This is a genomic window from Pseudomonas sp. NPDC007930, from assembly GCF_042958985.1.
Lineage (GTDB): Bacteria > Pseudomonadota > Gammaproteobacteria > Pseudomonadales > Pseudomonadaceae > Aquipseudomonas.
Map to the genome: position 1 here is coordinate 235,411 of NZ_JBIBKC010000004.1, position 14,214 is coordinate 249,624.

The following is a 14,214-nucleotide window of genomic DNA, read 5'->3' on the forward strand; positions in this document are numbered from 1 at the left end:
GGAGCCTTGACCATGCCATTGAACTGGCGCTGCAAACACCACAGCACACTGACCATCCACGAGCTGTACGCCTTGCTGCAACTGCGCTGCGAGGTGTTCGTGGTGGAACAGCAGTGCGCCTACCTCGACGTAGACGGCCAGGACCTGGCCGCGGATAACCACCACCTGATGGCCTGGCAGGGCGAGCAGTTGCTGGCCTACGCGCGGCTGCTGGTGCCGGCCGAAGGCGAGGTGGCGATCGGCCGGGTGATCATCGCCGCCGCCGGGCGCGGCCAGGGGCTGGGGCACCAACTGATGGCGCACGCCCTGGCCGAGGCCACGGCGCGCTGGCCGGGGCGGCCGTTGTTTCTCGCGGCCCAGGCGCACTTGACCGGGTATTACGGGCGCTATGGCTTCGTCGCCCAAGGGGAGGCCTACCTGGAAGATGGCATCCCCCACGTGGACATGCGCCGGGGGTAGGCTACTTCACCTGTGCCTGTTCATCCCGCGGCCGGTAGAACACGAACCGTGCCGTACGCTCGGTGCGCACCATGTTCTTGAAAATCGCCGGCGCCACGCTGTGGTCGTGGAAGAACTGCGCGCCATGGGTGCGGTCCGCCAGTTGGCGATTCAGGGCCTTGCGCGCCACGTCCTTGGCCAGGGTGTAACGGTCATCCTCCTGCACCTGGTCCGGCTTGCCGTCGCACCACCAGGAGAACTGGCAGCCGGCTTTTTCCGAGCCCTGCTTGACCACCCCGCACACGGTGTCGGGGAAGTCCGGCTGGCCGAGGCGGTTCATCACCACGCTGGCCACATCTTCCATGTCCTGGCGGCTGCCGCCCTTGGCTTCCCAGTAGATCGAGCGCGCCATGCAGGTGAGCGCGTCGTCCAGCGGCGCCTGGCCGGCTGGGTCTACCGCCTGGGCCTCGGCGGGGGTGATCGCCTGGCTGGGCGGCGCGGGTTTGGCCAGCGGGTCGCTGGCGGCTTTTTCCTCGAGCACTTCGGCTTTTTGCGTGGCGCTGGAGGCGGGGGTTTGGGCGGCATGGGCCAGGCCCATGGAGGTGCACAGTAACGCGATGAGAACGTAGGTAGGGCGCATGATCGAACCTTCTGTCGGGCTTTTCTGATCCTGGGGTACGCGCCGTGTCGGGCCAGCCTTCTCCGAGGCTCGTTGGCCAGGGCGGGCAGCCTGCGGGCAACCCACCGTGGTGACTGTGCGGTGCGCTATTGACCGCGGCGCCAGGTAATCATTCCCTGCCCCCTTGCCAGCGGGCGCATCGCCCTGCGATAAAAGCCCCATGAACCCCGACACGCTGCACCTCATCCCGCTGCTGGTCTTTACCTTTGTCGCCGCCGGGCTGGTCAAGGGCGTGACCGGCATGGGCCTGCCCACCGTGGCCATGGCCCTGCTCACCACGGCGCTGCCACCGCTGGCCGCGGCGGCGCTGCTGGTGGTGCCATCGTTCGTCACCAACCTCTGGCAACTGCTGGCCGGCCCCAGCACCCGCGCCGTGCTGCGGCGGCTGTGGCCGATGATGCTCGGCATCGTGCTCGGCACCGTCGGCGGTGCCGCCGGCCTGGCGCGGGTTGACCCGCGTTGGTCTGGGGTGGGCCTGGGCCTGGCGCTGATCCTCTACGCCGCCTACGCCCTGCGCGCGCCACAGTTGGCGGTGCCAAAGGCCGCCGAGCCCTGGCTGGGGCCGCTGGTGGGCGTGCTCACCGGGCTGATCACCGGCGCCACCGGGGTGTTCGTGATGCCCGCGGTGCCCTACCTGCAGGCACTGCGGCTGAGCAAGGACGACCTGGTGCAGGCGCTGGGCTTGAGCTTCACCGTCTCAACCGTGGCACTGGCCGTGGGCCTGAGCGGGCACGGGGCGTTCAGCGTGGGGCAACTGGGGCTGTCGGTGCTGGTGATCCTCCCGGCGTTGGCGGGGATGTGGCTGGGGCAGGTGATCCGCCAGCGGATCAGCGCGGTGTGGTTCAGGCGTGGGTTTTTGCTGTTTTTGTTGGGGTTGGGGGTGGAGTTGGTGGTGCGGCCGTTTTGGTAAATGGCCACGTAGGCAACGCTGATGAACGGTTCCTCGCGAACATGGGCAACTGTCAAAAAATGTAGTAACGTTGCTACATGTTTTTGTAGGAGTACCGACATGCCCACTTCCATGACCAGCAGGGAATTTAACCAAGACACCAGTGGGGCCAAGAAAGCCGCAGCCCAGGGACCTGTGTTCATCACAGATCGCGGAAAGCCTGCACATGTTCTGCTCAGCTTTGATGACTATGAACGCTTGAGTGGCTCACGGCCGTCCATCGTCGACTTGCTCGCCATGCCCGGCGATGAATACTTCGATTTTGATCCACCAAAATCGAACGTAAAAAGCAAACCGGCGGAATTTGACTGATGTTTGTACTCGACACAAACATAGTATCTGAGTTGCGCAAAGCTAAATACGGACGCGCTAACAGTGGCGTATTCGATTGGGCGAAGGCGACACCCGACCACTTGATGTTTATCAGTGCACTGACGCTCATGGAAATTCAGGAGGGTATTTTACGAGTTCAGCATCGGGGCGATACTCAACAGGCGGCGCTTCTGACACAGTGGCTGGAACACGGCGTCCTACCAAGCTTCAGAGGAAGAGTATTGCCTATCGATACCCATGTCGCATTGCTCTGTGCGCGGTATCACGTACCTGATAGAAAGTGTGACCGGGATGCGCTGATTGCAGCAACTGCCCAGGCAAATGGCATGACGGTCGTAACCCGAAACGAAAAAGATTTTTGCGAAACCGGCGCCGACATCCTGAACCCTTGGGTTTAGCGTCATATCTTCTAAGCTTCCCAGCCTCTAAAACAATTCCAACCACAGGAGCGCCCCATGCAACCCATCCGCCTCGGGCTGGCCGGCTACGGCAAGATCGCCCAGGACCAGCACCTTCCCGCCATCACCAGCAACCCGGCGTTCGAGCTGGTAGCGGTGGCCAGCCAAGGCGCGCCCTGCCCTGGCGTGGCGAACTTCGGCTCGCTCGGCGAGTTGCTGGCCACGGGCCCAACGGTGGATGCTATTGCCTTTTGCACGCCGCCCCAGGGCCGCTTCGCGCTGGTGCAGCAGGCGCTGGCGGCGGGCAAGCATGTGCTGGTGGAAAAACCACCCTGCGCCAGCGTTGGCGAAGCCCTGGCGTTGGTTGCCGTGGCCGAGCGGCAGCAACTGGCCGGGTTGTTCGCCTGGCATTCGCGCTTCGCCCCGGGGGTGGAGCTGGCGCGAGAGTGGCTGGCCAACTTGGCCCTGCAGCAGGTGCACATCCAGTGGAAGGAGCAGGTGCGCAAATGGCACCCTGGCCAGGAGTGGATCTGGCAGCCCGGCGGCCTGGGGGTGTTCGACCCGGGTATCAACGCGCTGTCGATCGCCACGGCGCTGTTGCCGGCGCCGCTGTTGCTGCAGGGCGCCGAGCTGAGCTTCCCCAGCAACCGCCAGGCGCCGATCGCCGCGCAATTGCAGATGCAGGCCGGCAGCGTGCAGGTGCGCGCCGAGTTCGGCTTCGACCACCCGGGCGATGACGAGCTGTGGAGCATCGAGCTGCGCGGCGCCGAGGGCACCCTGCGGCTGGACAACGGCGGCGCCGTAGTGCACGTCGATGGCGTGCCGCGGGCACTGGCCGATGAGGGCGAATACACCCTGCTGTACCGGCATTTCGAGCAACTGGTGCGCAGCGGCCAGCGCGACATGGACGTGCAGCCGCTGCGGGTGGTGGCCGATGCGTTCTTGATGGGCAGCCGGCGCCAGGGCGCGGCGTTCGAGTGGTGAGGGAGCCGGGGCAAGGCTTGGGGCTGGGCCTTCCGGGCAAGGTTTCAGGGCCTATCGCCCGGCACAGCCGGAGTGCCGGACCACGGCCTCCCACGGGTTCTGTGTTGCCACTTAAATCAAGTACTTACACAAATCTGGTGGGAGGCCGGCTGTGCTGGGCGATAGGCCCTGAAGCTCATGCACTCAGTAAAACCACTTGAAGCAATCAGTGCTTTTCACACCCTGATTGCTCACGTGAACCGCAGGCTCACGCCTGTGGCTGCCTGATAGCCCGAATCAGTACCCGGCATTGCCCTATCCCCCGCGCTAACAGCACCGCGGCGATAATCACCACACAGCCCAAGTTGGTGTGCCACCAGCCCACCTGGGCCATCAACAGCGACGGCAAAAAAGCCCCCGCGGCGGCAAACAGGCCGATGGTCGTGTCGTTGATCCCCTGCCAACGGTGGCCGATGCCCTCAGGAAACATCCCGGCCAACAACGCCCCACCGCCGACATAGGTGAAATTCCACCCAATGCCCAACAGCACCAACGCAGCCGCCATGGCCTCGTACCCCTGCGCCAGCAGGTTGAGCAGCGCGGTGGCCATCAGCAGTACCAGGCCCGCGCTGGCGATTGCCTGGCTGCCAAACCGCTGTATCAAGCGGCCGGCAAAAAAAGAGGGAACGAACATCGCCAGCACGTGCCATTGGATGGCAAGCCGAACCTGTTCAAAACCCTGGTGCTGATGGGCCATTTGCAGTGAAGCCTGCACCATCAGCAGGTTCATCACGCCATACCCCAGGGCCGCCAGCAGAATCGTCCCGTATACCCGGGCGCTGGGCGCCTGGGCGAAAGTGCCGCCAGTATCGCCGCTGCTGGCCGGGGCCACCGGGTTGGCCGGCAAGCGCCAGGCGATCAGCGCCGCACCCGCCGCCAGGCCGATAAACGCCAGATAGCACAGGGCGAAGTCCACCTCCCCCGCCACCACCCGCAAGCCCTGCACCAGTAACGGCCCGGCCACCGCCGCCACCACGCCGCCGGCGACCACCAGCGATAGAGCCCTGGGCCGCAAGGGCGCAGGCAGGCCATCGGTGGCGGCAAAGCGATTGTAATTGGCGAAGGCAATGTACACCCCCAACGCCCCATGGCTGAGGATCAACCCTGGGAAGCTTGCACGCCCCACTGCAAGGTACCCGCACACCCCAGCCACGGCCAACGCCGCCGCGCCCAGCAGGAACCCGGCACGCCGGCCAACACGGCGCATCACGGCCGCAGCGGGGTAGGTAACCAACAGCATCGCCAGGAACTGCACCCCATACGGCACCGTCGCCCAGCCCACCGCCGGGGCCAATGCCGCGCCCACCGCAGCAGCCATGGTCACCGACATCACCGCCGTGGTGAGGTTGATCGACTGGGCGCTGAAGTACAGCCAGGTACGCAGCGGCAACCTGTTCATGCTGGCACCTCTAGGCCTGGGTTGATGGCACCGCGCGCGGGCAGTGTGGCCAGGTAGGGATGGGCGCAAGGCCACTGGGGGATATGGCGTGATTGCGGGGTGTGCATGGGGGCCTCCTTAACGTGCCGTGGAGCCACGAATCATCGCGTGTGGCGCGCCGGTGCGGCCGATCAGTTGGCGTTGTATCCCGCCATCTGTTAGGTTTTTCCATCGATCAGTTCACGGCAACGAACCATGCCCGGTACGCCCTTCTACCTTCAACTCAAGCAGCGCATCGCCCGCGGCGAGTGGGCCGCGGGCCAACGTTTGCCGTCGGTGCGGCAACTGGTGGCCAGCGCCGGGGTGAGTTACCACCAGGTGGTCAGCGCCTGTGGCCGGCTGGTCAGTGAAGGGCTGCTCGATGCCCAGCAGGGCCGGGGGTATTTCGTGACCCCACTGGGGGTGGCGGCGGCGCCGCGGCCAGTGCCGCCCAGCGGGCTTAACGACCCGTTGTTCAAACTGCTGCAGGCCGGCCCTGGCAGCGTGCCTTTGGGCGGCGGCTGGCTACCGGCGGCGTGGCGCGACAGCGCGCTGCTGGCCCGGGCGATCCGCCGCACCGCGCGGCTGGAGCCAGGCTCGCTGGGGGACTACGGCGACATCGCCGGCTACCTGCCGCTGCGCCAGCAACTGTGCAACCACCTGCGCCGGCTGGCGCGGCTCGACCTCCCGGCCAGCCAGGTGCTGACCACCCTCGGCGCCACCCAAGCGCTGGACCTGGTGCTGCGGCTATTGGTGCAGCCAGGGGACGTGGTGCTGGTAGACGAACCCGGCAACGGCAACCTGATCAAGCTTATCCAACTGGCCGGGGCCCAGGTGCTGGGCGTGCCGCGCACCCAGCTGGGGCCCGACACCCAAGCCCTGCAACAACTGGCCCGGCAGCACAAGATCAAAGCCTTTGTGTGCAACAGCACCCTGCACAACCCCACTGGCGGCAGCCTCTCGCCACGCACAGCGTTCGAGCTGGTACGGCTGGCCGGCGAGCATGGCTTCTGGCTGATCGAAGACGACGTGTATGGCGACTTTTGCCTTGGCCCGCGGCAAACCCTGGCCGAGCTGGACCACCTGGAGCGGGTGATCTACATCGGCAGTTTTTCCAAAAGCCTGTCGGCGTCGCTGCGGGTGGGCTTTATCGCCTGCGCCGCCGAGCTGATCGAACCGCTCACCCGGCTCAAGCTGCTCACCTCAGTGGCGGTACCGGGCTTTTGCGAGCGTTTTACCAACACCATCCTCAGCGACGGCACCTACCGCAGCCACATCCAGCACATCCAGCAACAACTGCTTACCCGCCAGGCACACACCCAACGGCAGTTGAAGGCGCTCGGCTGGGCGTTCGACATCCAGCCCGAAGGCGGCATGTTCCTTTGGGTGCACCACCCCGAACGGCCCAACCTGGCGCGGTTCATCCAGGCCCTCGGGCAACGGCGCATCCTGCTGATGCCGGGCACGGCGTTCGCGGTCGATCAGCCCTGCGCCCACCTCACCCGGCTGAACTGCGCGCACTTCAGCGAAGAGGTGGCGGCGGCCTTTGCCGCCGCGCCCTAGCCGCTACCACTGGATGAGGTCACGCAACCCGGTGCCGCTGGCCAGCCGGTCGAAACCGGCGTTGATGCCTTCGAGGGGGATTTTCTCGCCGATCAGGCGGTTCACCGGCAAGCGCCCGGCCTTGTACAGGCCGATGTAGCGCGGGATGTCGCGGGCCGGGATGCACGAGCCAATGTAACTGCCCTTGACCGTGCGTTCCTCGGCGGTCAGCGACAATTGCAGCAGCGGCCACTGCGCCTCTGGGTGTGGCAGGCCGGCGGTGACCGTGGTGCCGCCGCGGCGGGTGGCGGCGTAGGCCAGTTGCATCGCCGGCACCGCGCCGGCGAACTCGAAGGCGTAATCCGCGCCGCCCTGGGTGTACTCACGGATTTTCGCCACGGCGTCCGGGTCGGTGGCGTTCACCGCGTGGGTGGCGCCCAGTTGCAGTGCCAGCTCCAGTTTGCCGGCGTGCATGTCGACCGCCACCAACGGCTGCGCCCCAGCCGCCCGCGCGCCCAGCAGCGCCGCCAGGCCGACACCGCCCAGGCCCACCACCAGCGCTGAAGAGCCCGCCTTGAGCTGGCCGGTGTTGATCACCGCACCCACCCCAGTGAGCACCGCGCAGCCAAATACCGCCGCCTCGACCGGGTCGATGTCGTCGGGGATCGGGATGCACGAACGCGCCGACACCACCGCGTGGTCGGAAAACGCCGACACCCCACAGTGGTGGCGCACGTGCTCGCCGGCCTCGCTCAGCCGCTGGCCACCGCCAAGCAGCACGCCCTCGGCGTTGGCCGCGCCGCCCGGCTCGCAGAGCGCCGGGCGGCCTTCCATGCACGGCGTGCAATGCCCGCAGCTGGGCACGAACACCAGCGCCACTGGCTGCCCGGGGCGCACATGGGTCACCCCCGGGCCGACCTCGACCACCCGCGCGCTGGCCTCGTGGCCCAGCGCCATGGGCAGCGGCCGCGGGCGCACACCGGTGATCACCGACAAGTCCGAATGGCACAGGCCGGAGGCTATCAGCTTGACCAGCACCTCGCCCGGCCCGGGTGGCGCGAGCTCGAGTTCAGTGATAACCAACGGCTGGCTGTTGGCGAACGGAGGGGCCGCGCCCATCTGGCGCAGTACCGCGGAGCGTATTTTCATTGTTATGCCTCGTGGGTGTTTGCCCACGAGTGTAGTGCGCCGCTGGCAGTGCTGCGCCGCCGCGGTAGAATCGCTGGGCAGGCCCCTACCTTTTCGCAGCGAGGCATCATGGACCGATTACTCAGCGCAAGCGCCCTGGCCACCCTGGCGCAACAGGCGCACAACGCAGCGCCCTGCGCCTGCCTGGCGCGCGACCTCAGTGCCTGGAGCGCCTGGCCGGTGGGCTACCGCGAAGCGCAGTTCAGCGAAGTGGGCACCCTCTGCCGCTACGCCGCGGAAGACGCGATCATTAGCGAGTACCACCCTGGCGGTACCTCGTATTGGTCCGCCGAGGCGCCGATCGCCCCGCGTTACTACCCCTACAACCAAAGCACCGTGTGGGCCTGCGTCAGCTGCCAGCGGCTGTACCTGCGCCACAACGACGACGGCGCCTACCACGTGGCGCCGCGCATTCGCCGGGTGCAGCCCGAGCTGATCGTCGATGCGCCGCATGCCTATGACGGCCGCGAGGCGCCCAGGGCGTTCTAGGCCAGCCAGTCCAGGGTCAGAATCAACCGCCGTTCCTCGGCGCTGGCGCTGGGTGAACGGTGCGCCAGCCCGTGCCCCTCGTTCCCCACCCAGCGTTCGCCCTTGAGCAGCGCCACGTCACCGGCGCGCATCTGCTCCGGCGCCTGGCTGTGTTCCGGCCCCGGCAGCCATTGGGTGGCCGGGCCCTGGTAAGTGGTGATCAAGCGCACCGGCACTTGGTCAACGTGAAAGCGCGGGCACATGGGTTTATCCAGCGTGCGCAGGCGCAGCCCTACCCGGCTGACGCCCAGCAGGCAGGCGTAGGCCTCCACCAGCCAGGTCACATCCTCAACGAACGCGGCATGCCCGGGCAGGTGCTTGAAGGTGCTGGCCAGGCTCGGCATGGCGGCGCTGTTGGCCACCTCGATGTGCGCTTGCTCCAGCAACGGCGCCTGCTGCGCCAGCACATGCTCCACGAACAAGGCGGCCGCGCTGGGCAGATCACGCTGCCAGACGGCGAGGTTCACTTCATCCTGGTGGATTTGCGCCAGGACCGCGGGGCCAGTGCCCAGCGCTTGGCGGCGAGTGTCGGAACGGGGGGCGATTGCGAGTACCTGGCCCATGGGGCGTGGCTCCTGTGTGCGGGAGGGGGCAGGCGCCTATAGTATTGTTATGTTATAACACTAACAAGTGGTGACGGTGATAACGGCGACAATGCGGGCAAGGGCGACGCTGCATTTGCCAACAGCCCTACCGGGCCACCATGAGTTGGTCCAGCCGCGTGGTGTAGCTCTGGCTCATCAATTCACGGCGCATGCCCCACTCCGCCAGCAACGGCACCGAGCCGGTACGCAAGGTGCCCCTGCCCCAGCGGCCGTTGATTGCATCGAGCACGCCCATCAAGCGCTCGGCCGCCGCCGGCTGGGTGCGGGCGAACAGGTCGCCGGTGTATTCCCCGCGCTGGCACAGCTCCAGCAGCATCACTTCGGCCTTGCTGTAGCGAAACCCCGGGCGGTACAGCCGCTGCAGCGCTTCGCAGGCGGCGCGCGTCATCAAGCGCGTATCGTCGGTCGGGTACGGCAACTCGATCACCACGCCCTTGGCATATTTAGCTTCATCGGGGTTGAACAGCCCAGTGCGGATGGCCACGCGCATCTTTTTGCACAGCGAGCCTTGGCTGCGCAGCTTCTCGGCCGCGCGGAAGGTATAGCTGGCCACCGCCTCGCGGATAGGCGCCAACTCGGTGAGGCAGTCACCGAACATGCGGCTGCAGCAGATTTCCTGGCGCGGTGGGTTCACGTCTTCGAGCTCCAGGCACGGCGTGCCGGCCAGCTCGCGGATGGTTTTTTCCAACACCACGCTGAACCGCAGGCCAAGCTGGCGCGCATCGGCCTGGGCCAGGTCCCAGGCGGTCTTGATGCCCAGGGGCTCGAGGTGGGCCTTCATGCGCCGGCCAATGCCCCACACTTCGCCCACGTCACAATGCTTGAGCACCCAATCGCGCGCGTGGGCCGGGCGCAGGTCTACCACGCCGCCGGTGTGTGTTTGCCAGGCCTTGGCGGCGTGGTTGGCCAGCTTGGCCAGGGTTTTAGTGCCGGCAATGCCCACGCCCACCGGGATGCCGGTCCATTGCCGGACCCGGCTGCGGATGTCTCGGCCCAGCCGCTCCAGGCTGCCGGGCACGCCGCTGAGGTCGGCGAAGGCCTCGTCGATGCTGTACACCTCAAGGCGCGGTACCAGGCCTTCGATGGCGGCCATCACCCGCTCGCTCATTTCGCCGTACAGCGCATAATTGGAGGAGAACGCCAGAATGCCGTGGCGGCGCAGCACGTCCCTGACCTGAAAGTACGGCTGGCCCATTTTCACGAACGGCTTGGCGCAGGCGGAACGGGCGATCACGCAGCCATCGTTGTTGCTCAGCACCACGATCGGGGTTTTCGCCAGGTCTGGCCTGAATACCCGCTCACAGCTGGCATAGAAGCTGTTGCAGTCGATCAGCGCGTAAGCTGGCTCAAGCGTTTGGTGCATGGCTGCGCACGCTGAAGGTGACCACGCCCCAGATCTGCAACTCGTCGCCCTCGAGAATGTAGCGCGGCGGGAAGCGTGGGTTCTCCGACAGCAAGGTGACCTCCTGGCCCTCGCGGCGCAGGCGCTTGCACAAAGGCTCGCCGTTCACCGCGGCGATCACGATCTGCCCGCTGGCAGGCTCCAGGGCGCGGTCGACGATCACCAGGTCGCCATCGAAGATGCCCGCGCCGACCATGCTGTCGCCCTCGATCCGTACCAGGTACACGTGCGGCGCGCGCAGGCAAAGCAGTTCGTCCAATGAAATGGCCTGCTCCAGGTGGTCAGTGGCCGGCGATGGGAACCCCGCCGGGACGCGAAAGGAATACACCGGCAGGCGGGCCGCGCCGGGCGAAAGTGAACCGATGTAGGTGACCATGTTGAACAACCACTATACTGTATACACATACAGTTAACCTCTTTCGCCCGGCGATGGTCAATCACCGGGTGAAGCAACGCGATAGGTGGCAACCGTGTGTGGGCGATTCGTACAAGACCGCAGCCTGGCCGATTATGTCGACTGGCTGGGCATCCGGCCCAGCAGCGGCTACGACGGCGTGCCGCTGCAGCGCTATAACATCGCGCCCACGGCGCAGGTGAGCGCGTTTCATCGCGGCGCCGAAGGGCTGCTGATCAGCGCCCTCAAGTGGGGCTGGCAGCCCCATTGGGCCAGCGGCCAGCGGCCGCCGCCGATCAACGCACGGGTCGAAACAGTGGCCAGCAACCGCTTCTTCAAGGAGGCCTGGCCCCATCGCCTGCTGGTGCCGGCCACGGGCTGGTATGAGTGGCTGCCAGCAGCGGAAGGGCCCAAGCGCAAGCAGCCGTATTTCATTCACCTGGCCTCGGGCGAGCCGCTGTTTTTCGCGGCCATCGGCCGAGAGGGCGAAGGGTTTGTGATCCTCACCGCGGACGCGTTGGGCGGGATGGTCGACATCCATGACCGCCGGCCGATCGTGCTGGCGCCGGAACTGGCGCGTGAATGGCTGGATGAGCGCACCTCCGCGGCGCGGGCGGAGGTGATCATGCGCGAGCTGGGGACCGGGCCCGACGCGTTCAGCTGGTATGCGGTGGGGCGGGAGGTGGGGAATGTGCGTAGTCAGGGGCGGCAGTTGCTGTTGCCGTTGGTTGAGGGGGGGCTGGAGGGGCTTTTTTAACGTTTGGTGTGTGTGTGCCGCGCCAAAGGGCTGTTTGTGCAGGGCCAAAAACGCAAAAACCCTCACGGGGAGGGTTTCTACAAGAAAATGGTGGGTCGTGTAGGATTCGAACCTACGACCAATTGGTTAAAAGCCAACTGCTCTACCAACTGAGCTAACGACCCTCTTGGTGGCGTGCATGATACTGATTTATAACAACTATTCAATACCCTGCGGCAAAAAAACTCACACGTAGCGGGTCGGGTCGCTCACACCGGCGTTGGCGAAGCCCTCGGCGCGCAGGCGGCAGCTGTCGCACTTGCCGCAGGCCTGGCCCTCGTCGTTGGCCTGGTAGCACGACACCGTCAGGCTGTAGTCCACCCCATGCTGAATACCGGCACGGATGATGTCTGCCTTGCTGAGCATCTGCAGCGGCGCCTGGATGCGGAACGGCTGCCCTTCCACACCGGCCTTGGTGGCCAGGTTGGCCATGCGCTCAAAGGCTTCGACGAACTCGGGGCGGCAGTCTGGGTAGCCGGAATAGTCCACCGCGTTCACGCCGATGAAAATGTCCTGCGCGCCCAGCACCTCGGCCCAGCCGAGCGCCAGGGAGAGAAACACCGTGTTGCGCGCCGGCACGTAGGTGACCGGGATGCCTTCGGTGGGCGCTTCGGGTACGGCAATGCTGCTGTCGGTCAGGGCCGAGCCGCCGATGCCGTTGAGGTTCAGGCCGATCACCTTGTGCTCGGCCACGCCCAGGTCTTGGGCGACACGGGCCGCGGCGTTGAGCTCGGCGCGGTGGCGCTGGCCGTAGTCGAAACTCATGGTGTAGCAGGTGTAACCCTCGGCGCGGGCCATGGCCACGACGGTGGCCGAGTCCAGGCCACCCGACAACAAAATAACAGCGTTCTTGGTACTCATCGGGGGCTCCTCAGCGGCCGGGCTCGTCGTTCCACAGGATTTTATGCAACTGCAACTGCATGCGTACCGGCAGGTTGTCGGCCACCACCCAGTCGGCCAGCTCGCGGGCGCTGACTTCCTGGTGGCTGGGCGAAATCAGCACTTCGCCGGCGCGCCGCTCCAGGCCGTACTCGATCAACTTGCTCACCGCCCAGTCGTAGTCTTCCCGCGAACAGATCACGAATTTGACCTGGTCGTTGCGGGTGAGCAGCGCCATGTTTTCATAGCGGTTGCGGTGCACTTCCTTGGAGCCTGGGGTTTTCAAATCGACCACCCGGCTCACGCGCGGGTCGACGGCGCTGATGTCCAGCGCGCCGCTGGTTTCCAGCGACACTTCGTAACCGGCGTCGCACAGGCGCTCGAGCAGCGGGATGCAGTTGGGCTGGGCCAGCGGTTCGCCGCCGGTCACGCACACATAGCGTGGGCGAAAACCAGCCACCTGTTCGAGGATGTCATCGAGGCTGCGCACGGTGCCGCCACTGAAGGCGTAAGCGCTGTCGCAGTATTGGCAGCGCAGCGGGCAGCCGGTGAGGCGTACGAACACGGTGGGCAGCCCACTGGTCCGCGTCTCCCCCTGCAATGAGTAGAAGACTTCGGTAATGCGTAATGTGTTGTGCATGGTCGCCACGGGCGTGACAGCTAAACAGGCCGTCCGCCTCCGTAAGCACCCTCGCCGCCCGCGTGAGCGCCGCGTGCGAGGGTTGTGTTCAAAGGGGCGCTGATTCTAACGAAAAAACCCGCGCCAGGCGCGGGTTTCTTCATGAAAGCGACGAGGTTACATCCGCGCCAGGTCACGCTGTGCGAGCGTGGCAGCCGAGGTACCGGGGTACTGGTTGACCACCTGCTGCAGGATCGGCTTGACCCGGTCGGTGTGCCCCAGGCGGCGCTCGACATCCGCCAGCTTATAGAGCGAATCCGGCACTTTCGGGTGCTTCGGGTAGGCCTGGCTGACTTTGGCGAACGCCTGGCCGGCGCCCTGCAGGTCACCCTTGGCGAGGTTGACTTCACCCAACCAGTACTGCGCGTTACCGGCGTACTGGCTGTTCGGGTAGCGGCGCAGGAAGGCGGTGAACGCCTGGCTGGCCTTGTCGAAATCCTTGGCTTTGATCAGGTCGAAGGCAGCATCGTAGTAGAGCTTTTCCTTCGCTGGGTCGGCCGGCTCACCGCCACTGGCGGGAGGTTGCGCGCTGGCCTGGTTGTCGGCCGCGGCGGGGGCGCCCCCGGCGTTGATCGCGCCGTTGGCTTGAGAATTGTCGGCGGGCATGGCTGGCTGCTGGGCAGCAGCGCCTGCGCCTATACGGCTGTCGAGGTCTTTGTAGCGGTCCAGGGCTTCCTGCTTCATTTGCTGGATCTGGTTCTGCTGGACTTCGACCTGGCCACGCAAGCTGGCGATGTCTTCCTGCATACGTTGCAGTTGCATGAACAGCTCGCCCTGCGCCGAGACGGGGGCCTGTTGGCCTCCCGACCCGGCATAGGCGCCGCTCGTGCCGTAACCGGAGGGTGGGTTGCTGCTGCCGCCATAGTTATTGGCGTCACCATCGACCACGGGAACCGCTGCCATCACCGAGACCGGCAAGGACAGCGCCAAAGCAGTTACGACCAAACGGCACTTTCGCATGGCA

Annotated in this window: 17 protein-coding genes and 1 tRNA gene; 8 read left to right on the forward strand and 10 right to left on the reverse strand. The window is 65.9% G+C overall.

Annotated features, from left to right (window positions below):
• The first annotated feature begins 12 nt into the window (after positions 1–12).
• On the forward strand, positions 13–459 hold the full coding sequence (locus ACFZCE_RS11485; RefSeq protein WP_390938995.1) for a GNAT family N-acetyltransferase: 447 nt from the start codon (positions 13–15) through the stop codon (positions 457–459).
• 1 nt (position 460) lies between these two features.
• Here the strand turns inward: ACFZCE_RS11485 and ACFZCE_RS11490 are convergent, their stop codons facing one another.
• Entirely contained in the window at positions 461–1,078 is a 618-nt protein-coding gene (locus ACFZCE_RS11490) for a cell wall hydrolase (RefSeq protein ID WP_390938997.1), read from the reverse strand.
• 199 nt (positions 1,079–1,277) lie between these two features.
• Between ACFZCE_RS11490 and ACFZCE_RS11495 the strand changes: the two genes are divergently transcribed.
• The 4 genes from ACFZCE_RS11495 (at position 1,278) to ACFZCE_RS11510 (ending at position 3,781) form a co-directional block, all read left to right on the forward strand.
• Positions 1,278–2,027: a TSUP family transporter gene (locus ACFZCE_RS11495; RefSeq protein WP_390938999.1), complete on the forward strand. Its 750-nt coding sequence runs from the start codon at positions 1,278–1,280 to the stop codon at positions 2,025–2,027.
• A 99-nt stretch (positions 2,028–2,126) separates the two neighbouring features.
• Positions 2,127–2,378: a type II toxin-antitoxin system prevent-host-death family antitoxin gene (locus tag ACFZCE_RS11500; RefSeq protein WP_390939001.1), complete on the forward strand. Its 252-nt coding sequence runs from the start codon at positions 2,127–2,129 to the stop codon at positions 2,376–2,378.
• Entirely contained in the window at positions 2,378–2,797 is a 420-nt protein-coding gene (locus ACFZCE_RS11505) for a PIN domain-containing protein (RefSeq protein WP_390939003.1), read from the forward strand. Before ACFZCE_RS11500 ends, ACFZCE_RS11505 begins: the two co-directional genes overlap by 1 nt.
• A 57-nt stretch (positions 2,798–2,854) precedes the next feature.
• A complete protein-coding gene (locus ACFZCE_RS11510) occupies positions 2,855–3,781 on the forward strand; it encodes a Gfo/Idh/MocA family oxidoreductase (RefSeq protein WP_390939005.1) in 927 nt (308 codons plus the stop codon).
• Between the two features lie 247 nt (positions 3,782–4,028).
• Here ACFZCE_RS11510 and ACFZCE_RS11515 read toward each other — a convergent pair whose 3' ends face one another.
• Positions 4,029–5,219 carry an MFS transporter gene (locus tag ACFZCE_RS11515; protein ID WP_390939007.1) on the reverse strand — a complete coding sequence of 397 codons (1,191 nt, stop codon included), beginning with the start codon at positions 5,217–5,219 and terminating at the stop codon, positions 4,029–4,031.
• A 234-nt stretch (positions 5,220–5,453) separates the two neighbouring features.
• On the opposite strand from ACFZCE_RS11515, the gene ACFZCE_RS11520 reads away from it, so the two are divergent.
• A complete protein-coding gene (locus ACFZCE_RS11520) occupies positions 5,454–6,800 on the forward strand; it encodes an aminotransferase class I/II-fold pyridoxal phosphate-dependent enzyme (RefSeq protein ID WP_390939009.1) in 1,347 nt (448 codons plus the stop codon).
• A gap of 3 nt (positions 6,801–6,803) precedes the next feature.
• Here ACFZCE_RS11520 and ACFZCE_RS11525 read toward each other — a convergent pair whose 3' ends face one another.
• Positions 6,804–7,928: a zinc-binding dehydrogenase gene (locus ACFZCE_RS11525; protein ID WP_390939011.1), complete on the reverse strand. Its 1,125-nt coding sequence runs from the start codon at positions 7,926–7,928 to the stop codon at positions 6,804–6,806.
• A gap of 108 nt (positions 7,929–8,036) precedes the next feature.
• Here ACFZCE_RS11525 and ACFZCE_RS11530 point away from each other — a divergent pair, with 108 nt between their 5' ends.
• Complete coding sequence (locus ACFZCE_RS11530) at positions 8,037–8,456, forward strand: hypothetical protein (RefSeq protein ID WP_390939013.1); 420 nt, start codon at positions 8,037–8,039, stop codon at positions 8,454–8,456.
• Here the strand turns inward: ACFZCE_RS11530 and ACFZCE_RS11535 are convergent.
• The 3 genes from ACFZCE_RS11535 to ACFZCE_RS11545 form a co-directional block, all read right to left on the reverse strand.
• Positions 8,453–9,058 carry a DUF1826 domain-containing protein gene (locus ACFZCE_RS11535; RefSeq protein WP_390939015.1) on the reverse strand — a complete coding sequence of 202 codons (606 nt, stop codon included), beginning with the start codon at positions 9,056–9,058 and terminating at the stop codon, positions 8,453–8,455. The two genes, ACFZCE_RS11530 and ACFZCE_RS11535, sit on opposite strands and share 4 nt — an antisense overlap.
• A 127-nt stretch (positions 9,059–9,185) precedes the next feature.
• Positions 9,186–10,463 (reverse strand): translesion error-prone DNA polymerase V subunit UmuC, encoded by a 1,278-nt coding sequence (locus ACFZCE_RS11540; protein WP_390939017.1) that lies wholly within the window; start codon positions 10,461–10,463, stop codon positions 9,186–9,188.
• Positions 10,447–10,878: a translesion error-prone DNA polymerase V autoproteolytic subunit gene (locus ACFZCE_RS11545; protein WP_390939019.1), complete on the reverse strand. Its 432-nt coding sequence runs from the start codon at positions 10,876–10,878 to the stop codon at positions 10,447–10,449. Before ACFZCE_RS11545 ends, ACFZCE_RS11540 begins: the two co-directional genes overlap by 17 nt.
• Before the next feature lie 94 nt (positions 10,879–10,972).
• Here ACFZCE_RS11545 and ACFZCE_RS11550 point away from each other — a divergent pair, with 94 nt between their 5' ends.
• On the forward strand, positions 10,973–11,653 hold the full coding sequence (locus ACFZCE_RS11550) for an SOS response-associated peptidase family protein (RefSeq protein ID WP_390939021.1): 681 nt from the start codon (positions 10,973–10,975) through the stop codon (positions 11,651–11,653).
• Between the two features lie 88 nt (positions 11,654–11,741).
• Here ACFZCE_RS11550 and ACFZCE_RS11555 read toward each other — a convergent pair.
• The 4 genes from ACFZCE_RS11555 to ybgF all read right to left on the reverse strand — a co-directional run bounded on the left by ACFZCE_RS11555 (position 11,742) and on the right by ybgF (position 14,210).
• A tRNA-Lys gene (locus ACFZCE_RS11555) sits at positions 11,742–11,817 on the reverse strand.
• Between the two features lie 61 nt (positions 11,818–11,878).
• Positions 11,879–12,553 (reverse strand): 7-cyano-7-deazaguanine synthase QueC, encoded by a 675-nt coding sequence (gene queC, locus ACFZCE_RS11560; RefSeq protein ID WP_390939023.1) that lies wholly within the window; start codon positions 12,551–12,553, stop codon positions 11,879–11,881.
• Positions 12,554–12,563: 10 nt separating this feature from the next.
• A complete protein-coding gene (gene queE / locus ACFZCE_RS11565) occupies positions 12,564–13,211 on the reverse strand; it encodes a 7-carboxy-7-deazaguanine synthase QueE (RefSeq protein WP_390939025.1) in 648 nt (215 codons plus the stop codon).
• A 156-nt stretch (positions 13,212–13,367) separates the two neighbouring features.
• Positions 13,368–14,210, reverse strand: a complete 843-nt coding sequence (gene ybgF, locus ACFZCE_RS11570) for a tol-pal system protein YbgF (RefSeq protein ID WP_390939027.1) — start codon at positions 14,208–14,210, stop codon at positions 13,368–13,370.
• Between the last annotated feature and the right edge of the window lie 4 nt (positions 14,211–14,214).

What these genes read in the sequence shown, in the direction of transcription:
- ACFZCE_RS11520 (WP_390939009.1), top strand. Translation starts at nt 5,454, where the DNA reads ATGCCCGGTACGCCCTTCTACCTTCAACTCAAGCAGCGCATCGCCCGC.
- ACFZCE_RS11530 (WP_390939013.1), top strand. Translation starts at nt 8,037, where the DNA reads ATGGACCGATTACTCAGCGCAAGCGCCCTGGCCACCCTGGCGCAACAG.
- ACFZCE_RS11485 (WP_390938995.1), top strand. Translation starts at nt 13, where the DNA reads ATGCCATTGAACTGGCGCTGCAAACACCACAGCACACTGACCATCCAC.
- ACFZCE_RS11515 (WP_390939007.1), bottom strand. Translation starts at nt 5,219, where the DNA reads ATGAACAGGTTGCCGCTGCGTACCTGGCTGTACTTCAGCGCCCAGTCG.
- ACFZCE_RS11500 (WP_390939001.1), top strand. Translation starts at nt 2,127, where the DNA reads ATGCCCACTTCCATGACCAGCAGGGAATTTAACCAAGACACCAGTGGG.
- ACFZCE_RS11490 (WP_390938997.1), bottom strand. Translation starts at nt 1,078, where the DNA reads ATGCGCCCTACCTACGTTCTCATCGCGTTACTGTGCACCTCCATGGGC.
- ACFZCE_RS11510 (WP_390939005.1), top strand. Translation starts at nt 2,855, where the DNA reads ATGCAACCCATCCGCCTCGGGCTGGCCGGCTACGGCAAGATCGCCCAG.
- queE (WP_390939025.1), bottom strand. Translation starts at nt 13,211, where the DNA reads ATGCACAACACATTACGCATTACCGAAGTCTTCTACTCATTGCAGGGG.
- ACFZCE_RS11525 (WP_390939011.1), bottom strand. Translation starts at nt 7,928, where the DNA reads ATGAAAATACGCTCCGCGGTACTGCGCCAGATGGGCGCGGCCCCTCCG.
- ACFZCE_RS11535 (WP_390939015.1), bottom strand. Translation starts at nt 9,058, where the DNA reads ATGGGCCAGGTACTCGCAATCGCCCCCCGTTCCGACACTCGCCGCCAA.
- ACFZCE_RS11495 (WP_390938999.1), top strand. Translation starts at nt 1,278, where the DNA reads ATGAACCCCGACACGCTGCACCTCATCCCGCTGCTGGTCTTTACCTTT.
- ybgF (WP_390939027.1), bottom strand. Translation starts at nt 14,210, where the DNA reads ATGCGAAAGTGCCGTTTGGTCGTAACTGCTTTGGCGCTGTCCTTGCCG.
- ACFZCE_RS11540 (WP_390939017.1), bottom strand. Translation starts at nt 10,463, where the DNA reads ATGCACCAAACGCTTGAGCCAGCTTACGCGCTGATCGACTGCAACAGC.
- ACFZCE_RS11505 (WP_390939003.1), top strand. Translation starts at nt 2,378, where the DNA reads ATGTTTGTACTCGACACAAACATAGTATCTGAGTTGCGCAAAGCTAAA.
- ACFZCE_RS11545 (WP_390939019.1), bottom strand. Translation starts at nt 10,878, where the DNA reads ATGGTCACCTACATCGGTTCACTTTCGCCCGGCGCGGCCCGCCTGCCG.
- queC (WP_390939023.1), bottom strand. Translation starts at nt 12,553, where the DNA reads ATGAGTACCAAGAACGCTGTTATTTTGTTGTCGGGTGGCCTGGACTCG.